This is a genomic window from Lentisphaerota bacterium (genome assembly GCA_016873675.1).
Taxonomy (GTDB): domain Bacteria; phylum Verrucomicrobiota; class Kiritimatiellia; order RFP12; family JAAYNR01; genus VGWG01.
In genome coordinates this window covers 1-13,185 of the sequence record VGWG01000031.1, presented here as the reverse complement: position 1 = coordinate 13,185, position 13,185 = coordinate 1, and the positions used below count along the sequence as shown (strand labels likewise).

The 13,185-nt window shown below is 57.6% G+C and carries 8 protein-coding genes; all 8 read right to left on the bottom strand.

What is annotated here, in order from left to right; all coding sequences use genetic code 11:
• Positions 1–91: 91 nt before the first annotated feature.
• Complete coding sequence (locus tag FJ222_05845) at positions 92–340, bottom strand: hypothetical protein (GenBank protein ID MBM4163947.1); 249 nt, start codon at positions 338–340, stop codon at positions 92–94.
• Positions 337–1,347 carry a virulence RhuM family protein gene (locus FJ222_05840; GenBank protein ID MBM4163946.1) on the bottom strand — a complete coding sequence of 337 codons (1,011 nt, stop codon included), beginning with the start codon at positions 1,345–1,347 and terminating at the stop codon, positions 337–339. Before FJ222_05840 ends, FJ222_05845 begins: the two co-directional genes overlap by 4 nt.
• Positions 1,348–1,533: 186 nt before the next feature.
• Positions 1,534–2,154 carry an ORF6N domain-containing protein gene (locus FJ222_05835; protein MBM4163945.1) on the bottom strand — a complete coding sequence of 207 codons (621 nt, stop codon included), beginning with the start codon at positions 2,152–2,154 and terminating at the stop codon, positions 1,534–1,536.
• 956 nt (positions 2,155–3,110) lie between these two features.
• Positions 3,111–4,517, bottom strand: a complete 1,407-nt coding sequence (locus FJ222_05830) for a hypothetical protein (protein MBM4163944.1) — start codon at positions 4,515–4,517, stop codon at positions 3,111–3,113.
• A 79-nt stretch (positions 4,518–4,596) separates the two neighbouring features.
• Positions 4,597–5,517 carry a haloacid dehalogenase-like hydrolase gene (locus FJ222_05825; protein ID MBM4163943.1) on the bottom strand — a complete coding sequence of 307 codons (921 nt, stop codon included), beginning with the start codon at positions 5,515–5,517 and terminating at the stop codon, positions 4,597–4,599.
• Positions 5,518–5,669: 152 nt separating this feature from the next.
• Positions 5,670–6,524: a DUF2971 domain-containing protein gene (locus FJ222_05820; protein ID MBM4163942.1), complete on the bottom strand. Its 855-nt coding sequence runs from the start codon at positions 6,522–6,524 to the stop codon at positions 5,670–5,672.
• On the bottom strand, positions 6,521–11,437 hold the full coding sequence (locus FJ222_05815; protein ID MBM4163941.1) for a hypothetical protein: 4,917 nt from the start codon (positions 11,435–11,437) through the stop codon (positions 6,521–6,523). Before FJ222_05815 ends, FJ222_05820 begins: the two co-directional genes overlap by 4 nt.
• Entirely contained in the window at positions 11,434–12,093 is a 660-nt protein-coding gene (locus FJ222_05810; GenBank protein MBM4163940.1) for an ORF6N domain-containing protein, read from the bottom strand. Before FJ222_05810 ends, FJ222_05815 begins: the two co-directional genes overlap by 4 nt.
• Positions 12,094–13,185: the final 1,092 nt, after the last annotated feature.

Sequence of the window (13,185 nt, the reverse complement as noted above, 5' to 3'; positions counted from 1 at the left end):
AAGGCACCTCAGGTCTCCCGAACCAAGAGCGCCAAAGGGATCGATTCCCAAGTTAACATCGAGAGCAGAGTATTTCATCTCCTCTTGCTCGTCAAGCCCGGCTTGAGATCGTGATCATTACGTTGGCCCCGCCGCCGCCAGTTCCGCCAAACGTGAAGAAGGCGAAGCGATAAGCAAAGAGATTGCGCGGCGCGCGCTGTGGAGTGCCGCCGTTCTGCGATGGCGATGAGTCAGAAGGGGCGTGTGGTGGCGGCCGACCGGCAGGCAGGAATGCCTGCCCCACCTTGGCGGCGAGGATGCGGTCGGTCATAATGGTCAACGGGCCATCACACGCACTCACTTCCGCTTCCTCTTTTTTACGGCAGATTCGGCGTCTTTGATGCTGGCAAGATACTGCTTCTCCACATCGCTGAGCGTCCTCACCTGGTATTTCACATACTCGGTTCGCGCCTTTTTGACGGCTTGTTCGTGACTGACACCTCCGGCATCGACAAGCAAACGCTCACCCGTAGCCGTCAGGATCGTATCCAGGTGTGTCGCCCAGTCACGCATCGTCATCGGCACCTGGCGTTCCGCCTGTCGTTCCGCGAAATCCAGATACCCGGCCACAATCTGACCGAGCGCGCGCAATTCAGGCACGGTCAGATAGTTTTTGGCTATCACTGCGTCAGCGAGGTGTGGTCTGCTTCCTGTGAACGACAGCAGGCCCATGAACTCTTTCTCTGCATCGGCGCGGCTATGGATCACTTCGGCGGCGGTCTGCCCGTGAACGGCGAAGTGGATCTTGTTCTGCACTTTTCTGAAGAAAGCGACGGATTCGTCGGCATCCGGGTCGTAGTCAACGCTGGTGGCGTAGATGTCCAGGACTTGGCGATAGAAGACCTTTTCGCTGGCGCGGATGTCGCGGATGCGCTCAAGAAGTTCCTTCCAGTATCCGCCGCCGCCGAGTTCTTTCAGGCGGTCATCGTCCATTGCGAAACCCTTCACGATGTATTCGCGCAAGCGGGCTGTCGCCCATTGGCGGAACTGGGTGGCGACCTTGGAGTTGATGCGGTAACCCAGAGAAATAATCATGTCGAGGCTGTAAAACGACATGCCATAGGTTTTGCCGTCGGCGGCAGTTGTTCGGAAATTCCGAACAACTGCATCTGGCGACAGTTCAGCGCTTTCAAAGATGTTTTTAATATGTTCACTGACGGTGGATTTCGACACCTGGAAGAGTTCCGCGAGTTGCAGGTTGGTGAGCCAGACGGTTTCATCTTCGAGGCGGACACTGAGCTTTGCTACCTTGTCATCGGTCTCATAGATGATGATCTGCGGCGGTCTATTGTCGGGTTCGGTGGTCATGGTTCATCCTCGGTTAGTGATCATAGGCCCTATGCAGCTTCCGCATCGGCATTAAAGTGGTTGATGTTGAGCCAAACATCGTCTGAGAATGCCAGCAGATTCTCACGGATGGTGCCGAGGTCGCAAAGGATGTTGCGGATGGGTTGGGTCATGGGGTGGTCCTTTCGGATTCAGGTTGCTGAATGACTATTCTCCTTTTTGGCTTTTTCGACGACGGGTGGCGTATCTGGCAGAGGACTCATTTACGCTGAAGCCGATTTGGCGCGGCGGTGGCGGTGGAGCAGGATGTTCCGGCGGATCGATCAAGTCCAGGATGCGTTGCATGACATCGACGATGGCGGCATCGTGCGAATCGAGCCGGGACTTGACCTCGCGTTCGAGCGATGCCAGCTTGCGGGCGAGTTCGCGGGTATCGGAGAGCGCGGTACGCATTTTCGTGAAGGCGCGCACCACAAACACACTCATCTCCACCGCTCGTTTGCTGTTGAGCACATTGGCCGCCATAAGCGCGCCGTGCTCGGTAAAGACGCGGGGGATTTTCCGACGTCCACCATGAAAACTTGAAGTCGCAACTTGCGACTTCAAGTTTGCCGCCTCCTGCGGTGTCAAAACAAAAGCAAAGTCTGACGGGAACCGGTCTGCATTCCGGCGCACCTGCTCGTTCAAGCGCTTGGTCTCCACCCCGTAGATTCCCGCCAAGTCGCTGTCGAGAATCACCTTCTCCCCCCGGATGGTGATAATCCGGTCTTGCAGATCGACAGCGGCGGCAATGTCCTGCTTCACGTGTCCCTCCCTGGCTGTGCTCATACCTTATCCCTCCACAATTTCAACTTCGGACGCGGTGAGGCCGTAGAGATCGTAGACCAGCCGGTCGATCTCGGCTTCGAGGGCGGAGATGGCGGGTGGCGCAGACATTCCTGTCCGTGGCGTAGACATTCCTGTCTGCGCGGCAGGCAGGAATGCCTGCCCCACCTTGACCGGGTCGCCGGGCGCGCGAGGCTGTCCAGCATAGTGTGGCGCAGACATTCCTGTCTGCGATGGGGATGACTCAGAGGATGCGTGTGGCGAGGGCCGACCGGCAGGCAAGAATGCCTGCCCCACCTTGGCGGCGAGGATGCAAAGACGCTGCCCGGCCCCTGCTCCGTGGCACATACGCAACCGCATCGTGTTCATAGCGTGCATGCCCCGCCTGTGTCCGAAGGTTGCACGCGCTTGCACGCCCCCCATGAAGGCCGCGTACTGTTGGCATAGCTTTTCCATTTTTTCGTCACACACATTCTCTCGTTTTTGTAATCGCGCCGCAGGCATCGGCCAAAAGAACGCCAGATCCAGGTCCACGAGACCGACCGTTCGGGCACGAGTCGGGTTTCATGCAGCCAGAACGTGGGTGTGTGGGAGACCTCTTTGCCGTTGATCGTTTCATACGGCACGATCAGATGAATTAGTTCGTGTGTCAGAACGTGATGGAAGACTTGGCGGGGTGTGGATGGGTCATTCATCAGGACGTGGATAAAAATGTCTGCGCGGTCGGTCTCCTTCACAACGCAGGCCAAGGTCTCGTCTTCCACGAAAGAGACAAAGACCGGCAGCCGTAGGTCTGGAAAATGAGCTTTGGCGATCTTTTTGCAAAGCGTCTGAATGTCAAAGGTCAGCATCGGCAGGTAAGGGCTGCGCCTCGCTGCTTGGAGTCTGCGCACTCTTTTGGGATTTGTGATAATCATAGGGCCTATGAAATATCCGCGTGGCTATCGGTAAGACACTGGCTAGGAGACATCAAAACTATTGGCCAGTTCAATCGCATCCAGACAGGAGCGATAGAACGGAGCGTCACCAAAGGCTTTCTTTGCGTGCATCTCTGCAATCTGATAGGCTTTGATACGTGTTGCTACTTCATCCATATTCTGCGTCCGCTTCTGTCTCATATCGTAAAGTAGTTGAGCAAATTTCCCTTGGTTAGCACCATATTCAGCGTAGCCTTGAACAATCATATTTGTCTCCAGCCGCGTCGTACTTGGGATACGACTCAATATGCCACGAAGATGAGAGGCGTCCTGATTATCAAGTAAGACGCGTAGCGACGAGTGTTCGTTTCGCAAAGAAGCATATACATCCGGTCGGAATCGCTTAACAAACAAAAGCAACGCAATGAAAGCAGACACAGGCTGAATATTTGGCGAGATTGATAAGATAATCGAAAATCTCCTTACTAGATTGTCGATTGATCGGAGGTCTAGATGTGTGTCGTTGGCAAGAAACCGCAAAACCAGTTGCAGATGTCCGAGCGAGCCATATTTGTCGTCCGCAGTGCTAAGCTTTTCTGAGATATGATATTGCGCTAACAGGTGATCGCAGAAACTGTTAACGCTTTGGTCTGGAAGCCGGAAGTCCACATCGAAAAAGCGTCTCAGATAGCCGACGGTATCGCTGCTCTCGCCGTAAATGGCTTTCATCGACTTGGCAAGCTCATCCTTATTGATTGCCAAAACAAAGATGAGCCTGGGCACCGAGAACAGGTGCTTAATGACTTCCAGAAAGGCGATGGCATACGTCGGTCGGCAGCGGTCAAGTTCATCAACCATCAGAAGCACAGGTTTGCCTCCATGTGCGGTTGACACACAGGCAACAAAATCAGTCAGTTCGAGCTTGAACGTGTCTATCGCCTTGGCGAATGCTTCATAGCGTTCAATCTCGTCACATGTATCCGGGCCGCCGAATGCTTGTTTTAATGAGACAGCCCCTCCTGATGCCACGGAAACAGCGATTGAAGGCAAGTTGTGTAGCAAATTGCAGGCCGTTCGTGAGAATTTCTCACAGCCTTTTTCAACAAGGTTTGTTTCATCGCGGTCGAAGTCGGCCACATACTTGCGGATCGATACAATCAATGATGCAAACGGTTGATCGGTGTAATCCGTCTCCCATGTGTTGATATGAATCACCGGGTACGGATCGGGCACCTTTGTGAGTTCATGTTCCCACATGTCGATGAAGGTGGTCTTGCCTGTGCCCCAAGCAGAATCGATGGACAAGACGAGAGGGCCTGGTTCGCTTTTAACCAAACGGGTCAGAATGTCAATTGACTGCTTCCGGTCTAGCTTGTCGCCGTCTTCCAAGGTAATGCGTTGTTTTTTGACAGCCGGTAAATCAGTATGATGGTTGGCCTGTTCGGTCATGAGTAATTCTCCACAATCGCGATTTCCGTATCACTAAGGGCATAGTTGTGGTCGCATTCCCCGCAGTTGGACTCGATGATCATGATTTATGCTCTGTTGTTGATATCGGTAATTCGGGAGTGCTGACCTCCGCATCGAGGTTTCCCATATTGCGTTCTTCAATTTGTGCGTCAAGTCGGCATAACGTACTGTCCGCAAGAATCTTGTCAATGATCGCAGAGACCAACAGATCAAGCCTCTTGCCCTTTGAGTAATCAGCGGGTGCAACATAATTCACACGTTTATCTCTGAGGAGTTTCTCGCTTTCGTTTTGTTTGTCAGGCTTGAGCGGGTCATATACGGCGATGGAATGACCACCTTTGTCTTTAACCAGTTTCATGCAGGGAACATCCGTTTCGCCATCTCCAATGTATATAATCTGGGCAAATGGGATACGGCGCTTATGCTCGGGAATGAACTTGTTGATTTTCTTGTTGTCGCTGTCGTCCGCGATTCCTTTGTTAATTCGGAACAAAAACTGAGTTTTCGTTGTGTAATTCACGGCAACAGCGGGCCATTTGGCGACATCGTTATTGTCGTACATGTAGAAGCATGCGTATATTTTCTCGAACTCATCGCCTATGGAGGTTCCTTGAATCATTTCGCGCAAGCCTGAAGAAACAATGTAGTGTTCGATGGCTATACCATGTTTCGCGCCGTATTTCTTGATTCGCGAAAACCACGTCTTTACGCCGTCGAAAAACTTAACGGTCTTGCCATACCCTTCAAAGTCGGTCTTCCTTGTTCCGATGTCTGCTTCGGCCGCTTTCTGAATCATGTATAACATGTAAGTCAAGATGGGGTCGGCATTTTCCTTTTTCGCGAGTTCGTTTGACTCGGCCCAGAAAGTCTTTGCTTTGTCCCCTAGACCGGGAAGGAATCCATACTCCTGAACATTACCAGGGGATAATGTGCCGTCAAAGTCGTAACAAATTGCAATGATCGGGTTGCGTTGTTTCATTTGGCTCGGCTCCTTCAAGTTTTCCTTCTTCTTGACATAACAGAACATAGGACGTCAATACGATTGCGTCAATCGTTGCTTCATAGGCCAATTGAAACATCCGCATGCGGATGTTGGCTGCAATGAGGCCTGCAGGTGGCTCACATGTTTCATCAGTTATCTCCGGGCTTTAGCTTGTGTATAACGATCTTAAAATCGGTCTCGTGCATACACGCTTGAAGACATGAGGCATGCTTCAGATCAGGTGTATCCATAGCTCTCACCACACGGTCACGTAAGTCTTCGTTCGTTCTTATGCCAATAATCACGCTTCGAATAGCTTCGGGAGGCAACAGCAGGTATACTGAACTCGTATCGACTGCACCATCTGTTTCCAAGCACCGCTTTGGAATTTTGGCTCTCCACTCCCGTTCATATTTCCATTTGATGCTCTTTGTCCAAAGCAAACGATCTCCAGCTTCGGCCACCAGTTGGGCATCTTGGACAACACTCAAGTCGAGCGTTGGCCGATCCTGACTGTAATGAACAAGACGAAGATCCACATCAGGCAGTCCTGAGATATCCAGTTCAACAACCAAGCCTCGGTGATACTGCGCGTAGTGTGCCCACATTAGTTCACAGTCCCTGACGGCGGACAAACAAACAACTCCGTATTGCATGCAGAGCTTGTCAGGCCATTTGGCGACCTCTCGGCGAATGAGTTGTGTAGCAGCATCAGCAATGGCGCTCTTGTTTTGCCCAACAGATCGCTGATACTCTGCTGCGAACTGAGCGAATGACCCATTAATAACACCATCTGACTTGCCCTTTCTATATATTTCGCGGAGGATATTATCGGATTGGCCAAGCGACTCAATTAGTTCTGGTTGAATCTGATCCTGTATCACAGGTCGGAACTCAAAGACGTCATTAAACACGCTCAAAGGTGTTACCTTAAGGCGACGGTTAACCAGCAGATCTATCCCATCAGGGGAAAGATACTTAAAGAGACGAGGAAAGACGCTCACGAAACTTGTCCCTCCACAATCGCAACTTCAGGCGCGGCAAGGCCGTAGAGCCCGTAAACCAGCCGATCGATCTCGGCTTCGAGGGCGGAAATGGCGAGTGGCGTAGACATTCCTGTCTGCGATGGGGATGAGTCAGAGGATGCGTGTGGCGATGGCCGACCGGCAGGCAGGAATGCCTGCCCCACCTTGGCCGCGAGGATGCGGCCGACGAGGGCGGCGAGGGCGGCTTGCTGCGCGGGTGTCGCGGAGGGGATGGGGATCTGCGAGATGTAGTCAGAGAAGGCCCGCAAGTAACCGCCGCGAATGCGGTTGGCGGTCTGCGAATAGAACCACTCCACCGCCTTTGAGTTGAGCAGCGCCGTCAGCCATTTCTCATCCGTTGGAATGAAGTAGGTGGTGTTGACGGAGTAGAAACCCTCCATATCCCACGCAAAGGACTGGTGCTCGTAGATGTCGGGGTATATGATCTTGGGCTGGCTGAAGACATCCCAGTACGCGCAGGATCGCAATTCCCAAAAGTAATTGCCCTGGTCGGCGCGGGTGATGAGCGCCTGGCGATAGGAGCGCATGAATGCGTGGACGGCGGGAAAGGTCTTGGCGAAGACGGCCTCTGCCCGCTTCGGCTCCATCCCGGACCACGGGTGCTTGGCATTCTCCGAGGATGCGATCTTGATCAGGTACTGTTCCGCGAAGGCGCACCGCCACCGCTTCACGTCCCTGCCGCGCAGGAAGGGCTTGAGGATCTCGGCGGACGACGGGTGCTCGGCGATCAGGCGGTCGCGTGTGGCGCGGTCCACGACAAAGGCTTCGTTCAGGCCGGTCTTGATGCCGTAATAGAACCGGCCTTTCACGTACTCTCCCAAGGGTGTGCCGGCGGCGCGGAGTTTGTCGAGGAGCGCCAGCACCTCCCGCCGCTCCAGTTGCCAGCCTTCAGGCCGCAGCGCGGACTGCTCCAGAACAAACGCGTGTTTGGCGAAAAGCGCGGGGAACTCGGTGATCGCCGGGCCGGGTCGCCAGGTGAAGGCCCGCAGCGTGTGGCCCTTCGCGGGCGCACCTTGCTGCGCCAGCAGGATGCTCGGGTAGGCGATGGCCTCAAACACGGGCGCGTCGCCGAAATCAATCAGTTGCCGGAGGCGATTCCTGCCCGAAAGGAATGCGCGTACGTTGCCGCCATATCCGGCCCGGAGGTATTTGTTGGAGGTGATGAAGCAGAGGTGGGCCTCCGGGGCGAGCATCTTGAGCCCGCGCTCGTAGAAATAGACAAACAGATCGGCCGTGCCCTCAAAGGATTCGTAGCCCTGGGCCTTGAGCAACGGTTTCTGGTCCTTGATCGACTCTTGGCGCACATACGGCGGGTTGCCGATCACGACATCGAAGCCGCCGGTGATGCCGAACATCCACTCGGGGTCGAAGAAGGGGGAGGTGGCGTTTTGGTCGTAAGGGTCCCAAAGGGCGAGTTTCTCGGCTTCGCGGGTGAAGGCGTTGTTTTCGGCCTTCCTGCGCTCGGCGGCGATGCGGGCCTGGCAATGGCGAATGTCGGCGTCGATCGCCTCGCGCCGCGATTTGTTGACGTCCACGCGCAGGGGAAGCGCCTGCTGCTCGGGCTTGGCCGCGCCGAAGAGGTCGTTCTGCACGGCCTGCTTGCGCGCCTCCCACTTCTCGTCGAGGAAGCGGATGCGGTCGGCTTCGAGTTTGGCGATGCGGGCCAGGTTGTCGGCAATTACCGCCTCGTCGGGTTTGGAGGCGAGGGCGATCAGCCGCTGCTGCAGACGGTCGCGCAGTCGCTTGTCTTCCTTGCGGCAGGTGAGTTTGGTGCGGGTGGTGCGGGCGAAGAAGTGGCGGTGGCGGTTGGCCTTGAGTTCTCTCTCGATGGCGGCCACCTGCGGGTCGTCGGCGAAAAGGGTGTCGGCCGGCTTGGCGATGCCGATCAGGGTGTTGGCCGCCACGAAGTTGGTTTCCAGGTTCGGCAGGGGGCGGATGTCGTCGTTGCAAGGTGGGGCAGGCATTCCTGCCTGCCCTGCGCAGACAGGAATGTCTGCGCCACCGTACGTGGGCTGTTCCACAATCAGGGAGATGAAGAAGCGGAGCTTGGCGATCTGGACCGCGACGGGCTGGATGTCGACGCCGAAGATGTTGTTCTCAATCAGGAGCAGCTTGCGGGCGTAGTCGGGTCGGGTGGCGGTCTCGTCAAAGAGGCGCAGGGTGTCGCGCATCTTCTCGATCTTGTCGTCGAGGGCGGAGGCGTCGTTGACCACGGCGCGGGTCTCTTCTTCGACCTGCTTGAGCGCCTGGGTCTTGAGATAGGTGTTGTCGGGGTCGAGCCGGTTGAGGATATGGACCATCTGCTGCAACACGCCCATGGGGAACGCCCCGGAGCCGCAGGCAGGGTCGAGGATCTTGCAGGTGAACAGCGCCTGGACGATGGCGGCGCGCTCGGCCTCGGTGAAATGCAGCGGCTCGTCGGTGTAGGAGAAGAGGGCGTCGAGACGCTGGGACAGCTCTGGCTGAAGGGCAGGCAGGAATGCCTGCCCCACCTTGGGGTCGGCATGCGGTGGCGCAGACATTCCTGTCCGTGGCGCAGACATTCCTGTCTGCGATGGGTATGAGTCAGAAGGGGCGTGTGCTGTTGGCTGACTGGCAGGCAGGAATGCCTGCCCCACCTTGGCCGGATCGGCAGGCGGGACAGCCTGCCCCACCCTTTGATGAGGCAGGTAGAGCCAGTAAGCGCTTTCACATAGTGACGCTTTGACCGGGTTCTGCGCGATGTAGTCCAGAAAGCGGACGTACTGCTTCTCGCTGCGGACGATGTGGTCATAGGACTCATCAAGCCAGAAGGTTCCAGACGTGCCGAGAAGCTTGTTGGCCATGCGGGCGCTGGCGCCCTTGATGCCCTTCAAGAGTGTGGAGAGCTCATTGCAGGGTGAGGCAGACATTCCTGTCTGCCGCTCGGGACGGCTTGCCGATCCCACCTTGTCGGCGCCATCGGACAGGGGTTCGATCAGGGCATGAACGTGAGTGGGCATGATGACGGCGGCGTGAACGTTCAGGCGCTCACCGTCAAAGCGGAGCAGGCAGTCCGTCACGGCCTGTCGAACGTCGGCACGAGAGAGGGCGCAGGAGCCCATGCCAGCGTCAAGCCACGCTTCAAACCGCTCGCCAAACCGCTTGTCGTATTCGGCCCATTGCTTCTCGGTCCAAGGCGCAGGGTGGTGATGCAGCCAGACTGCGCGTTCTTCCTGCCAGGCGCGCAGTTTGTCCGCAGGAATGGAATCCGCAAGCCGGAAGGTGACCCAGTAGATGGCGCCATCATGACGCCAATGCGGCAGGCGGCGACGGAAGATGGCGAGCGCGTCATCCGCACCCATCTGCCAGGCGGCAGAATGGGCAGGCAGGAATGCCTGCCCCACCTTGGCCGGGTCGCCGGACGGGAGAACCTGTCCAGCACAGGGTGGCGCAGACATTCCTGTCTGCGATGGGGATGAGTCAGAAAGGGAGTGTGAGGTCGGCGAACCGGCAGGCAGGAATGCCTGCCCCATCTGCTGCAGGAGATGCGCCTTCAGGCTCTCGTCGACCATGTACTGCACGATCTCGCGCGGGGTGTAGAACGAGCCGGTCTGCTTGCGAGCCGTGGTGCGGGTCTCCGGATTGTAGGAGGCGAGGAGGTTTTCGAAGACCTGGCCGAGGAGTTCGGGATCGAGGGCGACTTCCTGATCGTACGGGGTGTTCTCCTCGACGGTGAAGTTGTAGGCGTTGAGAATCTCGAAGAGCCCTTTGACCCGGACGGCCGACTTCCGCTTGTCGTCATAAAAGGACGAAAGGTCAACGATCTGTTCCTTGGCGAAGAAGAGCGAGTCGGGGACGGCGAGGCGCTTCTCGTTCTCCTCCGCGTTCGAGAAGCAGTCGAGGCGGCGTGGCGCGGCAGTCTCGACGTCCTTGTCCAGATTCTCGAACAGGCCGCCGTTGAGGAAGGGTATGCCCCGGCACACGTCGAGAAAACGGTCGGCGGCACCGCGCTTGAAGAAGCGTTTGTAACGGTAGGCCAGAACGCCCTTCTTACCCCATTCGACGAATCCGCGCGCGCCCTCCTTGGGATCGAAATTCAGGGTGGCGAAGAAGAGGTTCTGCAGGATGGCCTTGTAGTAGGTGCTGCCGGTGGCGTCGGTGTAGGAGAGCCAGTGGTCAACGGCGGCCTTGTCAAAGAGGGTGTCGGGGATGACGCCCTTCTTCTTCAGGAACCAGACGAACATCAGGCGGGTGATGAGGCGGATAGTCATGGTGGCGTTGCGGGTGTCTTTGTCCTTCTCGATGTCGGCGGGGAACTTCACCTGCGTCAGCGCCCAGAAAAACCAGTCGGAGAGCTCGCCGTAGAACTCCCTGGTTAGCTTGTCGACCTTGAAGGCGGTCTCGATGTCGGCGAGGGTGACGGCGCGGCCTTGCAGCGTGGCGAACCGTTCGGCGGCGGTGCGGCAGGTTTCGGAGGGGCCGAGGAGGTAGGTGAAGCGGCGGGCGGGGGTTTCGTGCGTGAGGGTCTCGCCGGTGGCGATGTCGAGGGACTTCTCACGAATGATGAAGGAGAAGCGCCAGTCGGGGGAAGTGCTGTTGTGAAAGGCGGCGAGGATTCCTTGTTTCTTGCTGCCGTCGATCAGGCGAGCGGCGAGGTGCCGGATGCCGGCGCGGTTACGCGGCAGGCTGAGATCGGGCGCGACTTCGATGTCGAGAAGGGCGGCTGTTTTGCCGTCGGCTGTTTGGAGGTCGCCGAGGTGCAGGACGCGGGTGAATACGCCTTGGAAGCCGGGGTCGGTGACGGGGGCGGGCTTCGAGAAGAGCGCGGCAGAGGGGCCGAACAGGTCACGCAGGAGCGCGATCCAGGCGTCGCGGGAGTAGGGGGCTTGGAGGGTGGCTTGGAGGGTCATGGCAAGGACGTTGACTCTGTGTGGCTTCTTCTAGCGGTTCTATAGCGGGCGCGGTTCTCGCGGACGGAGAAGCCGATGGGTTTGCGGGGCGGTTCGGGCGGCGGCAGCAGCAGGGGCCGGATCTGTTCGTACAGGTCTATGAGCGCCTGATCGTGCGTGAGCAGGGCCTTCTCGATCTCGGCGAGCCGCTTGGCCAGCGCGGTCGAGGCGGCGAGTTGTTCGCGGATGCGGACGAAGGCTCTCACGACGAAAACACTCATTTCGATGGCCCGTCTGCTCTTGAGAATGGTCGCGGCCATGATTGCGCCATGCTCAGTGAAAGCGTAGGGGCGATAGCGACGCCCGCCGCGCTTCTCCTTTGAGGTCGCAATTTGCGACCTCAAAGGATGGTCGCATGCGGGTGGCGCATCTGTTGCTTGCGACGGTTCATCATAAGCCGTCGCACGCAGAGCTGCGTATTCCCGTTCGCTCAGTTGGAACGCGAAATCCTCTGGGAAGCGGCTGTGGTTGCGCTTGACCGCCTCGTTCAGGCGTTTGGTGGTAACGCCGTAGAAACGGGCGAGGTCGGCGTCGAGGATGACACGCTGTTTCCGGATCAGCCGGATGGCGGAACGGACCTCGGGGGAGGTTCCGTGGCTACCCAATAAAATACCCATATGGATTACCTAATACCCAAATCGCTGGTAATATTGCACTCTATTTTACCCTCTTTCAAGGGTATTACCGCTTTTCCGCCACTTTGCTCCCGGGCTGCGGCCGATGCACTCAATGACGCGGTCAGGGGAACCGTCAGGCGGCGGTCACGGATCTGTTCGAGCGTTTTCATCATGTGGCGTCCCGTGGCGCAGACAGGAATGTCTGCGCCACCTTCTTCTTCAGGCGAACGATTCGGAGATGATGATGTCGGGGGTGATGCCGACCGGCGGGGCTTCGGGCAGGTCGGGGTTGGAGGGTTCGAGCAGCGGGTAGGCCTTGAGGATGGCGAGGGCGCTGTCAATGAACGCGGCGACGGGCATCGGCTCCCGCTTGTGCCGCTTGGCGAGCGCGGAGAGTTTGCCCGCCAGCTTTTGGAACCGGACCTTGCCGACCGCCTCCGAGGCGACGCGGCAGAGGTGCTGCTCTTCGGCGCTGAGCAGGTGGAACCCGGAGAGCGTCTTGAGCAACGCGAGGGCGCTCTGCTCCGCGGGGGTGTGCTTGGAGGTCACTTTGCGGTTGGCCGTGAGTTCGGACTGGATCGCGGCCTCGAAGTGCGCGACGGCGAGGCGCACCTGCTCGTGGTGTCCGGCGGGGAGCGGCAGCGGTTTTTCGGATGGCTTGGCATGCAGTTCGCGGGCGCACTCCACGAACGTCAGGTCCTGCGGGTCCCCCGCGGCGGGGATGAGGGTAAAGGCGTCACGGCGGCGGTTGCGGATAAAGGCGACCGTGCCGCCGGACTTGGCTTTGTTGGCGCGTCCGACGCGAGCGCGGACGGGGAGCGCCTGGATGCGGCGGAATTCGGCCGGTTGCGCCGTTCTGAAGCGGCGCAGCTCCATGAGGTAGTCGAGGCGCTCGTCGCGCTCTTCCTGGATGTCACGGTCAAAGAGGCCGAATGAATCGATCTCCTCGGTTTCGGAATAGATTTGTGAGTCCTCGCCCAGGGCGGTATGGAAGGCCTGAAGCTTCATAACGGCCTTCTTGTGGAGGTCGATGTCGCGATCGACCTTCTCGGTCGGGAAGAAGACGATATTGTGAATCTGGGAGGCGGTGGC